We start from the raw sequence: 18130 nt of genomic DNA, 5'->3' as shown, positions 1-18130 counted from the left end.
GCAACGAAAGGTTTCTGGATGCGCAAGGTCGCTGGTCTCATCGGGTTGGGGCTGGGAGCTTTTCTCCTCGTCTCGGCACTGATGCTCAAGGTCTACGCCTACCCGGCGCTGGCGAAGGTGCCGCTGGACCAGTACTCCAAGTCCGTCTCCCAGGGTCAGAACATGGAGGCGTTCTACGTCGCCGACCTGGAGACCAAGACCGGCCTGACCCTCACCTCGACCCGCTTCGTCAAGGCCGACCAGGCCGCCCAGACGAAGCAGGGTGGCAACGTCGCCGTCTGGGACAGCTTCGTGCGCTCGACCGACCAGAACGGCGTGGTGCTCTCCGCTGGTCTGCAGCGGGTCGCCATGGACCGCACCACCGGTCAGGCCGTCCAGTGCTGCGACACGTACAACTCCGCCACCGAGGACCCCGCCGACCGGACCGCGACCGCCTACAAGGGACTCATCTTCAAGATGCCCTTCAACGCGCAGAAGCAGACCTACCAGTGGTGGGACAACACCCTGCTGAAGCCGGTCGACGCCAAGTTCGTCCGCACCGAGAACCTGTTCGGCACCGACGTCTACGTCTACCGCATGGTCATCCCGGCCACGCCGTACACCCAGCAGGACATCCCGGCCTCGCTGGCGGGTGACCCCAAGGCCACCGGCAACGTCACGGTCGACCGCGTCTACGAGAACACCCGCACCATCTGGGTCGAGCCCAACACCGGCATCGTCGTCAAGGGTGAGGAAGTGCTCAACACCCGCTTCCAGAAGGACGGCGCGGACATCGTCACCTTGCAGAAGGGCACGATCAAGTACGACGACGCGACCGTGAAGGCCAACGCGGAGGACGCCGGCGACAAGGGGTCGAAGCTCGCGCTCGTGCACAGCACGCTCCCGCTGACCTTCCTCATCCTCGGCGTCATCCTGATCCTCGTGGGCTTCCTCGCCGTCCGCGGCAGCGCCCCCCGAGGACGTCGCGAAGCAGTCTGAGGCACCACCCAGCACGTCCATCGAGGGCCGACCGGAGCGATCCGGTCGGCCCTCGAGGCCTGTCGAGGTCGAAACGTCCGTCAGGCCCGCAGGCAGACGAAGATGGCGGTGCCGGGGAAGTAGCCGCCGCGCAGGGGTGACCAGCCGCCCCAGGCCGCCTGGTTGCGCTCCGGCCACTCGGGCTCGACGAGGTCGACGAGGACCAGCCCGGCGGCCACCAGCTCACGCACCCGGTCGCCCACGGTGCGGTGGTGCTCGACGTAGGTGGCCTCGCCGTCGGAGTCGGCCTCGACGTACGGGGTGCGGTCGAAGTAGGACTGGGTCAGCGTCAGGCCGCCGGCACCGGGGTCGTCGGGGAAGGCCCACCGGAAGGGGTGCGTGGTCGAGAACACGAACCGGCCGCCGGGCCGCAGCACCCGCGCGACCTCGCGCATCAGGCGCGCGGTGTCCGCCACGAAGGGGACGGCGCCATAGGCGGTGAAGACCGTGTCGAAGCTGCCGTCGGCGAACGGCAGCTCGACCGCGTCGCACTGGGCGAACGGCACCGGCTCGGCCGGGGGTGTGACCGTGCGGTTCAGGTCGAGACCCTGCCGGACCATCCCGGCCGACAGGTCGGTGGCGACGACCTCTGCTCCGGCGGCGGACACCCAGCGGGCGCACTGCCCGGCGCCGGCCCCGATCTCGAGCACGCGGCGACCGGCCAGGTCGCCCAGCAGCCGGAGCTCGTCCTCCCGCCAGCCCTCGGGCCCCCAGACGAAGTCCGCGTCACCCAGGAAGGTGCCGTGCTCGGCGTAGTAGTCGCCGGCCTCCGCGTCCCACCACGACCGGTTCGCGGCAGCGGTCTCCTCCGGACCCGCCTCGCGACGGCTGACCTGCGCATACTCACTCAACGGCATACCTCTCGCGTTTTGACCCTGCAGGGACGGCGTCGGTAGGGTAGGGAGGCACTTCCGTGTGCGCGCTTCGTCGTGCCGCCGTCCGGCGGCCCGGTTCGCGTGAGCACAACCAACACCTTCTATTCACTGTCCACCATCGGAGTTCCTACTACATGACTGCCAGCACGGTCGAAAAGACCGCCCCTCAGGTTGCCATCAACGACATCGGCACCGAGGAAGAACTGCTCGCCGCGATCGACGCGACGATCAAGGATTTCAATGACGGAGACATCGTCGAGGGTGTCATCGTCAAGGTCGACCGGGACGAGGTCCTGCTCGACATCGGCTACAAGACCGAGGGTGTCATCCCCTCCCGCGAGCTCTCGATCAAGCACGACGTCGACCCCTCTGAGGTCGTCAAGGTCGGCGACGAGGTCGAGGCCCTGGTCCTCCAGAAGGAGGACAAGGAAGGTCGGCTGATCCTGTCCAAGAAGCGTGCGCAGTACGAGCGCGCCTGGGGCACGATCGAGAAGATCAAGGAAGAGGACGGCGTCGTCACCGGCACCGTCATCGAGGTCGTCAAGGGTGGACTCATCCTCGACATCGGCCTGCGCGGCTTCCTCCCCGCCTCGCTCGTGGAGATGCGTCGCGTCCGCGACCTCCAGCCCTACGTGGGCAAGGAGATCGAGGCCAAGATCATCGAGCTCGACAAGAACCGCAACAACGTGGTCCTGTCGCGCCGTGCGTGGCTCGAGCAGACCCAGTCCGAGGTGCGCACCACGTTCCTCAAGGAGCTCCAGAAGGGGCAGGTCCGCTCCGGCGTCGTGTCCTCCATCGTCAACTTCGGTGCGTTCGTGGACCTCGGCGGCGTCGACGGTCTCGTCCACGTGTCCGAGCTGTCCTGGAAGCACATCGACCACCCGTCCGAGGTTGTCGAGGTCGGCCAGGAGGTCACCGTCGAGGTCCTCGACGTCGACATGGACCGCGAGCGTGTCTCCCTGTCGCTCAAGGCGACCCAGGAAGACCCGTGGCAGCACTTCGCCCGCACCCACGCGATCGGTCAGGTCGTGCCGGGCAAGGTCACCAAGCTGGTCCCGTTCGGTGCGTTCGTCCGCGTGGACGACGGCATCGAGGGCCTGGTCCACATCTCCGAGCTGGCCGAGCGCCACGTGGAGCTGCCGGAGCAGGTCGTCACGGTCGGTTCCGACATCTTCGTCAAGGTCATCGACATCGACCTCGAGCGTCGCCGGATCTCGCTGAGCCTCAAACAGGCCAACGACGACAGCGCGCCCGTCGCCGAGTTCGACCCGACCCTCTACGGCATGGCCGCGGAGTACGACGAGGCCGGCAACTACAAGTACCCGGAGGGCTTCGACCCGGAGACCAACGAGTGGCTCGAGGGCTTCGACACCCAGCGTGAGAAGTGGGAGAAGCAGTACGCCGAGGCCCACACCCGCTGGGAGGCTCACAAGACCCAGGTCGAGGAGGCCACCAAGGCCGACGCCGAGGCAGCCGCCAACGCTGGTGCCGCGACGTCCTACTCGTCCGACTCGGGTTCTTCCGCAGCAGCCGACTCCGACAGCGACTCGGGCAGCAGCAGCAGCAGCCGCCCGGCCGTCCCGGCGTCCGAGGGCACCCTGGCCTCTGACGAGGCCCTCGCCGCACTGCGCGAGAAGCTCACCGGCAACTGAGCCCACGCCACGCGGCATACCTCGTGTGCCGCGTGGCCGGCTCGGTCTGTGACGTAGCGAGAGGCCCGGTCCCCGTCTGGGGGCCGGGCCTCTCGCCGTGCCTCAGTGCAGGCGGACGCGCGGGTCGAGCACGGCGTACGCGAGGTCGACCAGGATGTTGGCGACCACGACCGCTGCGGCCGCGAAGAGGACGATCCCGATGATCACCGGGAGGTCCTGCTGGTTGATCGCGTCGATCGCGGTCTTGCCCAGCCCGGGGAGGCTGAACACGGTCTCGGTGACGACCACCCCGCCGAGCAGCGACCCGACGTCGATCCCGAACTGCGTGACGATGGGGGTGAGCGCGGCCCGCAGCCCGTGGCGCAGGACCACGCGTCGCTCGCCGATCCCCTTGGACCGGGCGGTGCGCACGTAGTCCTCGCCGAGCACGTCGAGCATCGACGCCCGGGTCAGTCGCGTGTAGGTCGCGGCCGACACCAGCGCCAGCGTGAACCAGGGCAGGACCAGGTGCTGCGCCCAGGGCCCGAGGCCACCGCCGAAGGGCGCGTAGCCCCCAGCAGGGAAGGCCGTGTGCCCGGCGAGGGTGAGCCGGAAGTAGAGGACGTAGAGCAGGAGGATGCCGAGCAGGAACGTCGGCGTGGAGTAGAAGAACAGGCTGAGCGCGGTCAGTGACCGGTCGGTGAACGAGCGTGGGTGGGTGGCCGAGATGACGCCGTTGAAGACACCCAGGCCGAGCCACAGGAAGGCGGCCCCGAACACCAGCGACAGGGTGATCGGCAGCGCCGAGCCGAGGATCGTCGTGACCGGCACCTGGTGGTAGTAGTCGTAGCCGAGGTCCCCGTGCAGCGCGTTGCCGACGAAGTCGAGGTACTGCTTCCACAACGGCTGGTCCAGCCCGAGCCGGTGGGAGATCGCCGCGACGGTCTCGGGCGTGGCCTGTCGGCCGGCCAGCGTGCGGGCGACGTTGTTGGGGGCGACGAAGAACAGGCCGAAGACCGCCACGGTGATCAGCCACAGGACGAGGAAGCCCAGCGCCACGCGCCGGATCAGGAAGCGCACCATGAGGTCCTCACTTCGCCATCAGGCGCTCGGAGCGCGGGTCGAAGGCGTCGCGGATGCCGTCGCCGAGCAGGTTGAAGGCCAGCGTCGTGATGAGCAGCGCGGCTCCGGGGAAGACGACGAACCACCACGAGGTCGTGTAGTAGGTCTGGGCCTCGCTGATCATCCCGCCCCAGTCGGCCGTGGGCGGGGCGAGGCCGAGCCCGAGGAACGACAGGGTCGCCTCGACCACGATGACCACGGGGATCAGCAGTGACGCGTAGACGATCACCGGCGCAAGGACGTTGGGCAGGATGTCGACGAACATGATCCGCGAGTTGGAGGCGCCCAGGGACCGGGCGGCCTCCACGAACTCGCGCTCCCGCATCGACAGCACCTGCCCCCGCACGATGCGGGCGACCGACGCCCAGCTGAAGAACCCGATGACCAGGACCGTCACGATGAGGCTCGGCCCGGTGATCGAGACCAGGGCGATCGCGACCAGCAGGAACGGCACCGACAGGACCACGTCGATGAGGCGGGCCAGCACCGTGTCGACGGCGCCGCCGAGGAAGCCGGCGGCCAGGCCGATCACCACGCCGATCACGACGGTGAGGATCGTCGAGGCCACACCGACGAGCAGCGAGATGCGGGCGCCGTACGCGATGCGGACGAGGATGTCGCGGCCGAGGTCGTCGGTCCCGAGCCAGAACTCGCTCGACGGGCCGCGGGGGAGGCCGTCCGGGGTGAGCCCGATGGTGCGGTACTGCTCGTTGACCGGGTGACCGGTGACCAGCGCGGCCAGGGGCGCCGCGATGGCCATCAGGACGATGAGGCCGATGACGACGAGCGACACCATCGCCACGCGGTCGCGGCGCAGCCGTTGCCACGCCAGCTGCCACGGCGTGCGGCCCTCGATGCCCTTGGCCGCGGTGGGTCGGGTGGTGGCATGCGGGTCGGACTCGGGGCCCGATGGGCTCATCACGGCCACGACATCTGCGGTGTCGCTCATGCGGACTCAGCCTCCTCGGCCCGGCGCGGCCGGGTGTCGATCTCGGTGTCACTCACCCGCGGCCTGGCCAGCGAGAGGTCCTCGCCCACGGCCAGCGGGTGCAGGCAGGCCGTCAGGTGCACCGGCCCGTCCCCGAGCACCGGCACCAGCCGCGGGTCGGTGACGGCACAGTCCTCGCGCGCCTTGGGGCACCGCGTGTGGAACCGGCACCCCGACGGGGGGTTGGTCGGCGTGGGCAGGTCGCCCACGAGCACGATCCGCTCCCGGCTGTCGGCCACGTCCGGGTCGGCGTGCGGCAGCGCGGAGAGCAGCGACCGGGTGTACGGGTGGCGGGTGTGGTCGAACAGCTGGGCCGCGGGGGCGAGCTCGGCGATCTTGCCCAGGTGCATCACCGCGATGCGGTCGCTCACGTGACGGATCACCGAGAGGTCGTGCGAGATGAAAAGGTAGGTCAGCCCGAAGTCGTCCTGGAGGTCGACCAGCAGGTTGATGATCTGCGCCTGGATCGACACGTCCAGTGCCGACACCGGCTCGTCGCAGATCACGAGCTTGGGCCGCAGCGCCAGCGCACGGGCGACCCCGATCCGTTGTCGCTGGCCGCCGGAGAACTCGGCCGGGAACCGGTTGTAGTGCTCGGGGTTCAGCCCGACCCGCTCCATCAGCTCCTGCACGGTGCGCTTGCGGTCGGCGGCCGAGCCGATCCCGTGGATGACGAAGGGGTCGCCGATGATCGAGCCCACCCGCCGCCGGGGGTTCAGCGAGCCGTACGGGTCCTGGAAGATCACCTGGATGTCCTGGCGCAGGGGCCGCATCTCGCGACCCGACAGCGTGCTGATGTCGCGGTCCTCGAAGGTCACCGTGCCCGACGTCAGGTCGTAGAGCCGCGCCAGGCAGCGCGCGAGGGTGGACTTCCCGCACCCGGTCTCGCCCACGAGGCCGAGGGTCTCACCGCGCCGGACCTCGAGGCTGACCCCCGCCACGGCCTGCACCACGTCGTGCGTGCGGCGCAGCCCCGACGAGCGCACGGGGAACGACTTGACGACCTCCTCGGCGCGCAGCAGGACCTCGGACCTCATGGCCCGACTCCAGCCGGGGTCGGCGTGCGGTCGCTTGAGCCAGCTGCTGCCGCCTCGGCTGCGTTGCGGGCCTGGTTGTCCCTGCGTCCCTGGGCGTCGTCCGCGAGCCAGCAGGCGGAGCGGTGCGCGGGGTCGTCGTGGACCATGTCCAGGGGCGGCGCGACGCTCCAGCACCGGTCGAACGCGTAGCGGCAGCGCGGTGCGAACGGGCACCCGGCCGGCAGGCTGATCAGCGAGGGCGGCGACCCCGGGATCGGGGTGAGCCGCTGGCCGGTGCCGCCTTGGGACGGCAGGGACGCAAGCAGTCCCTCGGTGTACGGGTGGTGGTTCCGGTAGAACAGCGTCCGGCGCGGGGCCCGCTCCATCACCGCCCCGGCGTACATGACCACCACCTCGTCGGCCATCTCGGCGACCACGCCGAGGTCGTGGGTGATGAGGATGATGGCCGTCCCGAACCGTTCCTGGAGGCTACGCATCACGTCGAGCACCTGTGCCTGGACGGTCACGTCCAAGGCCGTCGTCGGCTCGTCCGCGATGAGCAGCGCCGGGTCGAGGGCCATCGCCATGGCGATCATGACGCGCTGCCGCATCCCGCCCGAGAACTGGTGCGGGTAGTCGTGGATCCGTTGCTCGGCGCGGGGGATCCCGACGATGGACAGCAGCTCTGCGGCCCGTTGCTGCGCAACGGCTTTGGTGACCTTGCGGTGCGCCCTGATCATCTCGACGATCTGCCAGCCGACGGTGTAGTAGGGGTGCAGGCTCGACAGCGGGTCCTGGAAGATCATGCCGATCTGCGCGCCCCGCACCCGGCGCAGGACCTCCGGGTCGGCCCCGATGAGGTCGATGCCGTCGAACCGTGCGGTGCCGCTCACGCGGGCGCCGCGGGTCAGGCCGGCGATGGTCTGGGTCGCCACGCTCTTGCCCGAGCCGGACTCCCCGACGATGGCGAGCGTGCTGCCACGCTCGACATCGAAGGAGAGTCCGCGCACGGCCTGGACGACACCGTCGGCGGTGTTGAAGGCGACCTCGAGGTCACGAACCTCCAGCAGTGCCATGGCGGTCTCCTCAGCCACCCTGCTTGCCCGCGGCGAGCCACACGTTCGCGGGGTCGAACTGCTGGAAGGCGGGGATGAAGACCGCGTTGTTCACCTGGGCCGCCCGGTAGTTCGCGGTGATCGGGTTGGTGATCGGGAAGAAGATCGCGTCGTCCATCACCTGGTGGTCGGCCTTGGCCCACAGGACCCTGGCCTCGTCCTCGGTCTTGGCCGTCGAGGCCTGGTCGATCAGCGCGTTGGTGGTCGGGCTGTCGTAGAAGCCGAAGTTGCTGCCGACCGGCGGGAAGGCCGCCTTGCCGAAGTAGAGCGGCTTGAAGAACGACAGCGCGGCGTTGCCGTACCAGTCGGCTCCCCACCCGGCGATCGCGATGTCCCACACGCCGCGCTGGGCGACGGTCGGCACCTGCAGGTACTTCGTGTAGAAGTCTGCGCTGGGCGACGGGACGCCGACGACCTTGATGCCGATCTTCGACAGGTCCTGCTGCACGGTCTGGAAGGACTTGCTCTGACCCTCGGAGGCGTTGCGGTACAACATCTTCAGCGTCAGGCCGTTGGGGTAGCCGGCTGCTGCCAGCATCGACTTGGCCTTGGCCGGGTCGTTCGGGTACGGGTCGAAGTTCTGCTCCCCACCGACGACGTTGCTCGGCAGGACGTGGGTGAGTGGCGGGTTGACCTTGGGTCCACCGAGCACCTGGATGATGTTGGTGCGGTTGAGCGCGTAGGACAGCGCCTGCCGCACCTCCTTCTTCTGCAACGCCTTGTTGTTGCTCGGCGAGACGGTGTTGTAGACGAGGTACGGGTTGTTCGACGAGCCCTCCCCGAGGTTGAGCAGCGGGTCCTTCTTCGCGATCAGGGCCGACAGCTGCGACGGCGGCGGGAACGTGTCGAAGGCCATGTCGGCGCTCGGGGTGCCGGTCTGGAGCTGCTGCTGGACCGAGTCCTGGCTGACCGTCTCGTTGATGACGACCTTGTCGACGTACGCCTTGCGGATCGGGTCCGTGGCGCCGTCCCAGGCTGGGTTGCGGCTGAAGGTGATGTTCTTCGTCGGGGTGTAGGAGTCGACCTTGTAGGGGCCGTCGGAGATGGTGTGCGCGGCCAGCTCGGGGCTGGCCGGCAGGTAGGCGTCGTACTCCTTGGGGGCCGGGGAGAAGGACGGCAGGGTGAGCATGTCGACGAAGTAGCTGGCCGGGTGGGTGAGCTGGAAGACCACCGTCTGGTCGTCCTTCGCCTGGAGACCGGCCACCGGGGTCTTGTCCACGTATGCCGCCAGGGCGGCGGGCGTCTTGGCCACCTTGGCGAAGCCGTCGCAGAACGACTGGAAGCCGACGATGAGGTCGGCGTAGTCCGGCAGGCCGCCGAACGGCTGGACCGGGTTGCAGGTGCGCTTGACGCCTCGCACCATGTCCTGTGCCGTCACCTGCCGCGCCGGGCTGGTGTCCCACTTCGCGCCCTGGCGGATGGCGATGGTGTAGGTCTTGCCGTCGGCACTGATGCCGTTGCCCTCGGTCGGGATCGCGGTCGCCAGGTCAGGGGCGGCCTTGGTGGTCTGGTCCTTGATGGCGGGATAGGTGAAGAGCTGGCGGCTCCACAGTCGTAGGGCCACGTAGCCACCCGAGTAGTAGCTGATGTTCGGGTCCATGTAGTCGACGTCGCCGACACCCAGCATGTTGAGGGTGCCGCCCTTGACGGCGGTGCCGCTGGTGGCCGACGAGCCGGTCGTGGTGCCGGTGCTGCTGGCGCAGGCAGCCAGTCCGAGACTCGCAGTGCAGGCGGTGGCCACCGCTGCGAGCCGACGTTTCCTGGGGGTCATCTCGTTCTCCTCGGGTGGGTGGACGGAGCTGGGTTGAAGGAGGAGCTGCCCGGTCGTGCAGGGCAGGTCGACTGCGAACCTAGGCACCGCACCGCAGCCGTGGGAGGGCGCGCCGGGAAGCGTCATGGGACCGCAAATGCGCTGTCACACGGCCCGTGGCTTCATGACGATTGCGTGACGGAACGCCATGAGCGACAGAACTTCCGGACGGCTCACGCGGGCGGTGTGATACTGACGACGTGACGCGGCGCGTGCTGCTGGTTGAGGACGACCCCCGGGTCAGGCGGGTGCTCCGCCTGGCCCTGGAGGACGAGGGCTACCACGTGTCCGAGGCGGCCACGGGGGAGCAGGGTCTGGCCGACCTGCCGCGCGAGGAGCCCGATGTCGTGCTGCTCGACGTGATGCTCCCGGACACCGACGGCTTCTCGGTGTGCCGTGAGATCAGGCATCGCAGCACCGTCCCGGTCATCATGGTCACCGCCCGCTCCGACAGCCACGACGTGGTCGCCGGGTTGGAGGCCGGTGCCGATGACTACGTGACCAAGCCGCTCGTCGCCAAGGAGCTCTCGGCGCGGATCCGCGCGCTCCTGCGACGGGTCGAGCCCGCCGTCGACCACCGCCCCCGACGACCCACGGTGGGCGACCTGTCGATCGGCCTCGACGACGGCGTGGTGCTCCGTGACGGGGAGCCAGTTGCCTTGACCCGCACGGAGTTTCGTCTCCTGGCCGAGCTCGCCGTCGCCGAGGGGCGGATCCTGAGCCGTGAGGACCTGCTCGACAAGGTCTGGGGCTACGGCTACTTCGGCGACTCGCGGATCGTCGACGTGCACATCCGCCGGCTGCGGACCAAGGTCGAGCGCGACCCCGCCAGCCCTCGCTACGTGGTCACGGCCCGGGGGCTGGGCTACCGGCTGGCGGGCTAGTGGCCGGCGGGGGAGCGGGCGCTGGTGCGCGGGGCCTGCGTCGGTTTCTTCCCGCGCGCAGGTTCGGGGTCCGGGGGCGGGTGACCCTCGGGTTCGGGCTGCTGGCGCTCGGGCTCTCGGCGTTGCTGTCCGGGCTGGCCTGGACGCTCGTGACGCGCACGATGGTGTCGCAGACGGAACAGACCGCGCTCGTCGAGACCTCGCTCGACCGGGGTGAGGTGGAGACCGCCCTCTCGACCGGCGTCGCCGACCTGCCGACCGTGCTCGAGGGAGTGCCCGGCACCGACTCGGCCGCGGTGCTCGCCCACGTGGACGGGCGGTGGTACGCCACCTCGCCGAGCCTCGGCCCGGCCAGCCTGCCGACCTCGCTGGTGACGCTGGTGGGCGGCGGGCAGGAGGCCACCCAGCGGATCCGGGTCGACGGGACGCTGCACCTCGCGGTGGGCCTGCCGTTGGACGGGGGACGAGGGAGCTACTTCGAGATCTACTCCCTCGACGAGATGCAGCGGACCGCCCGCGCCCTGTCGCTGGGCCTGGTCGCGGCCGCCGTCGTCACCGTGCTGATCGGTCTGGGCGTCGGACGGTTCGCGAGCCGGTTGGCCCTGCGCCCGCTGACCGAGCTCAACCGCGTGGCCGCCGACGTCGCGGCGGGTCAGCTCTCGGCGCGCCTCGACGCGGACGGGGACCCCGACCTCGAGGAGCTGGCCGGCTCCTTCAACCGCACCGTCGAGGACCTCCAGCGCCACGTCGTGGCCGATGCCCGGTTCGCGGTCGACGTGAGCCACGAGCTGCGCACGCCGATGACGACCATGCTCAACTCGATGCAGGTCATCCAGAACCGCCGCGAGCAGCTGCCGGAGTCGGTGCGGGAGCCGGTCGACCTGCTGGCCGACGAGCTGGAGCGGTTCCGGGCCCTGGTCGTGGACCTGCTCGAGATCTCCCGCCACGACGCCGGCGACCAGGTGGTCCGGGAGACGGTCCGGGTGGGAGACCTGGTGCGCCGCGCCGCTGACGCCGCGGCCGGCCGGGTCGTCACCACGGTGGACCCCGCCGTCGCCACCCTGACCATGGAGGTCGACAAGCGGCGCCTCGAGCGGGTCGTCGCCAACCTCGTCGGCAACGCCGAGACCCACGGAGGTGGGTGCACCGCCGTCCGCGTCGAGCCCGGCGCCCACCGGCTGCGGATCGTGGTGGAGGACGCCGGCCCCGGCATCGTGCCCGAACGCCGCGCGCGCGTGTTCGAGCGCTTCGCACGGGGAGGGTCGAGTGAGCGCACCGGTGTCGGCCTGGGGCTGTCCATCGTGCAGCGGCACGTGGCCCTGCACGAGGGTCAGGTGCTCGTCGAGGAGCGGCCGGGAGGAGGTGCTCGCTTTGTCGTGGAGCTGCCCACCATCTCGTCCTAGCCCGGTATGCCGCGTGGCCGGCATCGTGGTCGCCGTGGCACTGGGGCTGTCGGCGTGTTCGATCGGCACCCAGGCCGGTCCGGTCCCCGCCTCGGCCCCGACCACGACCGCGACGTCGTCGGGTCCCAGCCGTCAGGGAGTGCCGCTGACGGTGGCGGTCTACTTCGTGCAGGGCGACCACCTGGCCCGGCTGACCCGCACCGTGCCGCCCGGAGCCGGCCTCGAGCCGTCCTTCGTCGGGCTGGCCGTGCCGGTCACACCGGCGATGGCGGCAGCCGGCATCCGCAGCGCCCTGCCGATCGCCAGCACCCCGCTGCGTGGAGTCGTCGACGAGGACGGCGTGGCCCGGATCACCCTGCCGCCCGGCTTCGAGCGGATCTCCGTGCACGAGCAGTCGCTCGCCATGGCCCAGCTGGTGTTCACCGTGACGGCGAACAGCCTGGCGCAGAGCGTCCAGCTGGTGCAGGGCAGCCGCTCACTGCCGATGCCGGACCCCAGCGGACAGCTCGTGACGAGGCCGGTCACGCGAGTGGACTACGCGGCATACAACCCGCCGGGCTAACAGCCCGGTCGTGCTCGTGGCCCGCGCGGTGGCCCGCGGCGGGATGTCTTCACGTCGTGAATCACGAGCAGTGCTGTCTTCACGTCGTGAATCACGAGGAGTGGAAGTTGAAGGATCTATCCACGATCTACGTCATTCTACTGATGGCGAACGCACGCCAGTGGCCCTATACCTGATGCTGCTGCGACAGCAGGGGGGGCCGACACCGTCGGATCCTGGCGCAGCACAGGGGATGTGTGCACGTGACGTCGCGGTCCGCGGCCGTCCACCAGCGCAGGGGGCGCGGTGACGACCGGGGGACAGATGCGGGTCGCAGGCGGGCGGCACACAAGAGTCTTGGGGAGGACTCGGCATGAAATCAACCACCACTGGGCTGCGCCGTTCGGCGCGGTTCGCCACCGTGCTCGTCACGGCCGGGGCAGCTTTTGCTGCTGCCGCCGCGACGGCACAGACAGCCGCTTCGGCGGCACCATCGATCACCATCCAGAAGGCGCCCGTCGCGGCGGCCGTGGTCGATGCATCCGCACCGTCGGCCGCGACGGCCATCGCTGCGAAGGTGTCACCCGGCAAGGGCGTCGCCACCGGCTCGAAGACCTCGGGCGTGGGCGGCGTCTCCGGAGCAGCGCCATCGACCTATGCACAGCTGACGGTCCACGGCGGCTACACCGCCTCGGGCGTCGGCCTGCGCAACCGGGGTGCCGGGTCGATCTACGTGTCCGGCGTTCCGGCCGGCGCCAAGGTCGTGGAGGCCTATCTCTACTGGAGCATCCTCGGCAACCGCGAGTCCTCGTCGTTCTCGGCAGGGACGTTCAAGGGTGTGCCCATCCGGGGCATCAAGGTCGGCCAGGGGGCCAGCCCCTGTTGGGCCGGCACGACGACCGGGTACGCGTACCGGGCCAACGTCGGCAGCTACGTGACCGGCAACGGCTGGTACTCCCTCAAGGGGTTCGCCTCCAGCCGGCACGACGGCGCCGACCCGTTCAAGACCTCTGCGGCGGCTCCGCTCGCCGAGGGCGCATCGCTCGTCGTCGTCTACGACAAGCCCAGCTACCCGCTGACCCAGGTCGTCGTCGCCAACGGCTACGGCATGACCTCAGGTGGCGCCATGACCACGTCGCTGCCCTTCGGCTTCTCGGCATCGAACCCGGTCGGTGAGTTCCGCACCACCTTCATCGGTGGGGACGGACAGTCCAACGCCAGCGAGCCGTTCAGCAAGGTCAACGGCGTCGACGTCTTCCCGCCGGACTGGGACGGCACCGACCGGCCGGTCCCGCGCTACAGCGCGGGCAACCTGTGGGACACCGACAGCATCTCGTTCGGCCGCCTGGTCCACCCGGGTGACACCAGTGCGAGGTTCACGGTCGACGGTGGTCCGGACTGCCTTGCCTGGGTGGCCCAGGTGATGTCGGCGCGCTACTACGGCCAGATCGACACCGACGGCGACAAGCTGCTCGACGGGTGGGAGGCCAACGGTCTCGACTCCGACGGCAACGGCACCTTCGACGTCGCGCTCCCGGGTGCGACGCCGGTCCACAAGGACCTCTACGTCGAGATGGACTACATGGGGGCCGAGGCTGTCTGCCCGTGCCACCTGCCGCTCGCCGCAGACCTGAACCGCATCGTGGCTGCCTACGCAGCTGCCCCGTATGCCAACAACCCTGACGGGCTCACAGGCATCCGGTTGCACCTCGACGCCGGTGCGGCGCGTGGTGCTGCGTTCAACCTCGGTGGAGGCAACCTGGTGCCGTTCGACGCGGACCTCAACCCGGTCGCCGCTCAGTTCAACGCGATCAAGTCCGCCAACTTCAACGCCGCTCGGGCCAAGGTCTACTACTACATGATCTGGGCCCACGGCTACGACGGTGGCAGCAGCAGTGGCAACGCCTTCAACATCCCGAACGACAGCTTCGTCGTGACGCTCGGGCTCTGGGGTGGCGGCGGCAGCTCTGACGCCAAGGTGGGCACGTTCATCCACGAGTTCGGGCACGACCTCGGACTCCGCCACGGCGGTGACGACCACGCCAACTTCGAGCCGAACTACCTGAGCGTGATGAACTACGCGTTCCAGGTGACCGGCATCCCGCGCACGGGAACCATCCCGCCGAGCTTCACCTACTCATCGTTCACCCTGCCGAACCTCAACGAGGCGGCCCTGAACGAGAACGCGGGGCTCGGGAGCGCCAGTGCCGCGACCTACCGCACCCGCTGGTTCTGCCCGAACGGCACGCAGCGCACCACCGTCGGTGGGGCGAACCTGCCGATCAACTGGAACTGTGACGGTGTCACCGGTGGGGTCGTCGCATCCGACATCAACAACGCCGGCGGCCTGTCGGTCCTGGGCACCCAGAACAACTGGGCGAACCTGACCTACGGCGGCGGCACGGTCGGTGGCGGGGTCTCCGCTGGGCTGAGCGCGACGGAGAAGGCTCCGCACGAGCTCACCTACCAGGAGGCGAAGGAGCACCACCTGCACGGCTGGCGGGGAGCTTCGGCTCCCCGCCAGTCGGGCGACCGGGGGGAACCACGGTCCGAGGGGAGGCGTCGAAGTTTCATGAGCACCAACCTGTTCCGACAGCTGACCACGGTCAGCGCGACCGTCACGGTGCTGGCCCTCGCCGGGTGCGGCTCGACGGTGGCCGAAGACCACCAGCCCGAGGTCTCGGCCCCGACGAGCGCTTCGGCACCCAGGGTGTCCACGTCGGCGAATGCTGCTCCGACGTCGGTGCCCCAGGAGCTCACCGCCGAGGAGCAGCTGCGGGTGAACCCGCCACCACCGCAGCGGGTCTCCGTCAGCCGGGACGGCGCTGCCGTGAAGCTGACCTGGTCGCCGCCGCCGGCGGTGACCGTGCCGCACACCTACTCGGACGCCGTGGTGGAGTACCGCATCTACCGCACCGTCGACGGTGGCCCCGAGCGCCTCGTGGGCACCAGCGCGACCCTCACCTTCACGGATGCGGAGCCGGGCGCCGGGACACCCCGGTATGCCGTGAGCAGCGTCCGCGAGCACGGCGTCGAGGGTCCGCGGTCGGACGCCGTCGCCGCGCCGGCGGCATCCTGACCCGCGCTGCCCGGTCCTCGGACGTCGGGCCGGACCCCGCGACACCTTCGCGCTGCCTGCGTGGGTGGTCGGGTCGCAGACCGAGCTGGTGCTCCACATCGGCGTGGTCCGTGGCGTCAGCGGGCTCGCCTCGCGGCGTGCGCCGTCGCGGGGTGGTGGCACCTGAGGGTGTCTAGGCTCGGGGGATGGCACGCACGATCGCGACCAACACCCATGTCGACCTCGACGGGCTCCTCGACTTCATCCGGCCCCGTCACCACATGCTCGTCATCACCAGCCGGGCCGACGGACGACCACAGGCGTCCCCGGTGACCGGTGGGGTCGACGACAGCGGACGCATCGTCGTCTCCAGCTACCGGGACCGGGCCAAGACCGTCAACGCGCGCAAGCGTCCGGACGTGTCCGTGGTCGTGCTCTCCGACGACTTCGGTGGCGCGTGGGTGCAGGTCGACGGGGAGTGCGAGGTGATCGACGCTCCCGAGTCGGTCGAACCACTGGTCGAGTACTTCCGCAACATCTCCGGTGAGCACCCCGACTGGGACGAGTACCGCCGGGCGATGGTCGACCAGGACAAGTCGATCCTGCGGATCACCCCGACCCGCTGGGGCCCGGTCGCCACCGGCGGCTTCCCGCCTCGCCTCGCTGACTGACCCTGCCTCGCGACCGCCATGCGGATAGGGTGGTGGCCATGCTGCGCGTCGGCCTCACGGGAGGCATCGGATCCGGGAAATCGACTGTGGCACAACGGCTTTCGTCGCACGGAGCCATTGTCATCGATGCTGACCTCCTGGCGCGGGAGGTCGTCTCCCCGGGGAGTCGTGGCCTGGCCGCCATCGTCGAGCGGTTCGGCGACGCCGTGCTCGACGACGAGGACGCCCTGAACCGCCCCGCCCTCGGAGCGCTGGTCTTCGCCGACGAGGCCTCGCGCCGTGACCTCGAGGCGATCACGCACCCCCTGATTGCCGAGCGCACCCGGGAGCTGGTCGCCGCTGCTCCTCCGGACGCGGTGGTGGTCCACGACGTCCCGCTGCTCGTCGAGAAGCACTACGGGCCCGGCTACCACCTGGTCGTCGTCGTGGGTGCCGACGAGGAGACCCGGGTGAAGCGCCTCAGGCAGACCCGCGGCATGACCGAGGCCGACGCCCGCAGCCGGATCGCCGCGCAGGCGACCGACGAGCAGCGCCGCGCTGCGGCGGACGTGTGGCTGCGGAACGACGGCCCCAAGGACGAGCTCCTCGCAGCTGTCGACGACCTCTGGGAGTCGCGACTCGTGCCGTTCGAGGAGAACGTTCGGCGCGGCACACGGTCGCGCCGACCCGAGCAGGTGACGCTGGTGGAGACTGACCCGACGTGGCCGGCGCAGGCGGCCCGCGTGGCCGAGCGGCTGCGGCTGGCCTTCGGCGAGCTCGCCCTGACCGTCGACCACGTGGGCAGCACCGCGGTGCCAGGGCTCATCGCCAAGGACGTCATCGACCTCCAGGTCGGGGTGCGCTCGCTCACCGACGCCGACGACGGGGCCCTGGTCGCGCGGCTGGCGGCGGCAGGCTTCCCGCGCTCGGAGGCGGTGGCCCACGACAGCTCCAAGGACGGCGTGCCCTGGCCGAAACGGTTCCACGGCAGCAGCGACCCCGGTCGCCCGGCCCACGTGCACGTGCGCGATGTCGGCAGCCCGGGGTGGCGCTGGGCCCTGATGTTCCGCGACTGGATGCGCGCGGTTCCCGAGGCGCGCCAGGAGTATGCCGCGCAGAAGCGGCGGATTGCGGCCGGCGGGGCGACCGTGACCGAGTACGCCGAAGCCAAGGAGCCGTGGTTCGACGCCGCGCACGACCGGGCCGAGGCGTGGGCGGCGGAGACAGCCTGGGACCCGTCAGGTGACTGAGCAGCGCCGGCCCGCGAGTGTCTACGGGGTCGGCGAGGAGCCGGACCCGCGGGCGTCCCTGTCCAACGAGCGGACCGCCCTGGCATGGATGCGCACGGCGCTGGCCCTGGTCGGTGGCGGCATCGCTTTCGTGTCGCTGGCGAGCCTGTCGACGCTCCCCGCCTGGGCCGCCCTCGTGGGTGCCGCGGCCTGCATCGGCGGAGCCGCCCTGGCCGTCCGGGCCGTCACCGCCTGGGCGCGGGTCGAGCGCGCGCTGCGGCTGGGCCGACCGTTGCCCGCACCGCGGGCCCTCGTCATCCTCGCGGGAGGCGTCGTCGTCCTGGGTGGCCTCACCCTGGTCCTGGCGCTGGTGGAGGTCGCCGGGCGGTGAGCGACTTCCCGGACCGTGCTGCGCTCCAGCCCGAGCGCACCGCCCTGGCCTGGCAGCGCACGGCGGTCACCGCGCTGGTGGCCCTGGTGCCGCTGGTGCTCGTGGCACTGCGGACCGACCGACCGCTCCAGGCTGTGGCCGGTGCCGTGGCGATGGGGATCAGCGTCGTGCTGGTCGGGTCGGTGCGCCGCCGCTTCGTCCAGCTCCTGGACGACACCCGTGGCTACTCGCCGTTCCAGCCGATGGTCGAGGTCGCCGTCGTGACCGTGCTCGCCGGCGTGGGGGGCGTCGTGCTCGGCGTCACCGCCTGGCTGGGCTGACCAGGCCTGGAGGACCGTTGGGCGACCGGGCGCCCGGGTCCGAGGACCCACCGGCGACAGGGGTGTCTCCGTCGCCGGCG

16 protein-coding genes are annotated in these 18130 nt (G+C 70.2%); 10 read left to right on the top strand and 6 right to left on the bottom strand.

The features are described from left to right. Positions 1–18: 18 nt before the first annotated feature. Complete coding sequence (locus tag ASG91_RS03310) at positions 19–978, top strand: DUF3068 domain-containing protein (protein ID WP_056921140.1); 960 nt, start codon at positions 19–21, stop codon at positions 976–978. 80 nt (positions 979–1058) lie between these two features. Here ASG91_RS03310 and ASG91_RS03305 read toward each other — a convergent pair whose 3' ends face one another. Continuing rightward, positions 1059–1874, bottom strand: coding sequence for a class I SAM-dependent methyltransferase (locus tag ASG91_RS03305; protein ID WP_056921139.1), 816 nt, complete (start codon positions 1872–1874; stop codon positions 1059–1061). 152 nt (positions 1875–2026) lie between these two features. Between ASG91_RS03305 and rpsA the strand changes: the two genes are divergently transcribed. Next, the gene (gene rpsA / locus ASG91_RS03300) at positions 2027–3544 is read left to right on the top strand and encodes a 30S ribosomal protein S1 (RefSeq protein ID WP_056921138.1); all 1518 of its coding nucleotides are present in this window, start codon (positions 2027–2029) and stop codon (positions 3542–3544) included. Positions 3545–3646: 102 nt separating this feature from the next. Here rpsA and ASG91_RS03295 read toward each other — a convergent pair whose 3' ends face one another. Genes ASG91_RS03295 through ASG91_RS03275 form a run of 5 tightly spaced genes read right to left on the bottom strand, consistent with a single transcriptional unit; the run spans position 3647 to position 9535 of the window. Further along, the gene (locus ASG91_RS03295) at positions 3647–4606 is read right to left on the bottom strand and encodes an ABC transporter permease (RefSeq protein WP_056921137.1); all 960 of its coding nucleotides are present in this window, start codon (positions 4604–4606) and stop codon (positions 3647–3649) included. 7 nt (positions 4607–4613) lie between these two features. After that, complete coding sequence (locus ASG91_RS03290) at positions 4614–5594, bottom strand: ABC transporter permease (RefSeq protein WP_200961205.1); 981 nt, start codon at positions 5592–5594, stop codon at positions 4614–4616. Further along, entirely contained in the window at positions 5591–6670 is a 1080-nt protein-coding gene (locus ASG91_RS03285; RefSeq protein WP_056921136.1) for an ABC transporter ATP-binding protein, read from the bottom strand. The genes ASG91_RS03290 and ASG91_RS03285 overlap by 4 nt, the downstream gene beginning before the upstream one ends. Beyond that, positions 6667–7725: an ABC transporter ATP-binding protein gene (locus ASG91_RS03280; RefSeq protein WP_056921263.1), complete on the bottom strand. Its 1059-nt coding sequence runs from the start codon at positions 7723–7725 to the stop codon at positions 6667–6669. Before ASG91_RS03280 ends, ASG91_RS03285 begins: the two co-directional genes overlap by 4 nt. A gap of 10 nt (positions 7726–7735) precedes the next feature. Beyond that, a complete protein-coding gene (locus ASG91_RS03275; protein ID WP_162257494.1) occupies positions 7736–9535 on the bottom strand; it encodes an ABC transporter substrate-binding protein in 1800 nt (599 codons plus the stop codon). 239 nt (positions 9536–9774) lie between these two features. On the opposite strand from ASG91_RS03275, the gene ASG91_RS03270 reads away from it, so the two are divergent. The 8 genes from ASG91_RS03270 to ASG91_RS03235 all read left to right on the top strand — a co-directional run bounded on the left by ASG91_RS03270 (position 9775) and on the right by ASG91_RS03235 (position 18050). Continuing rightward, positions 9775–10458, top strand: coding sequence for a response regulator transcription factor (locus ASG91_RS03270; RefSeq protein WP_056921134.1), 684 nt, complete (start codon positions 9775–9777; stop codon positions 10456–10458). Between the two features lie 80 nt (positions 10459–10538). Continuing rightward, complete coding sequence (locus ASG91_RS03265) at positions 10539–11861, top strand: HAMP domain-containing sensor histidine kinase (RefSeq protein WP_056921133.1); 1323 nt, start codon at positions 10539–10541, stop codon at positions 11859–11861. Positions 11862–11874: 13 nt separating this feature from the next. Next, positions 11875–12423 (top strand): GerMN domain-containing protein, encoded by a 549-nt coding sequence (locus ASG91_RS03260; RefSeq protein ID WP_056921132.1) that lies wholly within the window; start codon positions 11875–11877, stop codon positions 12421–12423. A gap of 352 nt (positions 12424–12775) precedes the next feature. Beyond that, positions 12776–15481: a hypothetical protein gene (locus tag ASG91_RS03255; protein ID WP_056921131.1), complete on the top strand. Its 2706-nt coding sequence runs from the start codon at positions 12776–12778 to the stop codon at positions 15479–15481. Between the two features lie 185 nt (positions 15482–15666). Then, complete coding sequence (locus ASG91_RS03250; RefSeq protein WP_056921130.1) at positions 15667–16131, top strand: PPOX class F420-dependent oxidoreductase; 465 nt, start codon at positions 15667–15669, stop codon at positions 16129–16131. A gap of 38 nt (positions 16132–16169) precedes the next feature. Then, positions 16170–17360, top strand: a complete 1191-nt coding sequence (gene coaE / locus ASG91_RS03245) for a dephospho-CoA kinase (RefSeq protein ID WP_056921262.1) — start codon at positions 16170–16172, stop codon at positions 17358–17360. Next, a complete protein-coding gene (locus ASG91_RS03240) occupies positions 17353–17730 on the top strand; it encodes a YidH family protein (RefSeq protein ID WP_056921129.1) in 378 nt (125 codons plus the stop codon). Before coaE ends, ASG91_RS03240 begins: the two co-directional genes overlap by 8 nt. After that, the gene (locus ASG91_RS03235) at positions 17727–18050 is read left to right on the top strand and encodes a DUF202 domain-containing protein (RefSeq protein WP_056921128.1); all 324 of its coding nucleotides are present in this window, start codon (positions 17727–17729) and stop codon (positions 18048–18050) included. Before ASG91_RS03240 ends, ASG91_RS03235 begins: the two co-directional genes overlap by 4 nt. Positions 18051–18130 lie beyond the last annotated feature (80 nt).

Origin of the sequence: Phycicoccus sp. Soil802 (genome assembly GCF_001429605.1) — a bacterium.
In the GTDB taxonomy this organism is placed as follows: Bacteria; Actinomycetota; Actinomycetes; order Actinomycetales; family Dermatophilaceae; genus Pedococcus.
Note: the sequence above shows the minus strand (reverse complement) of the source record. Positions and strands in the feature narration are given on the sequence as shown.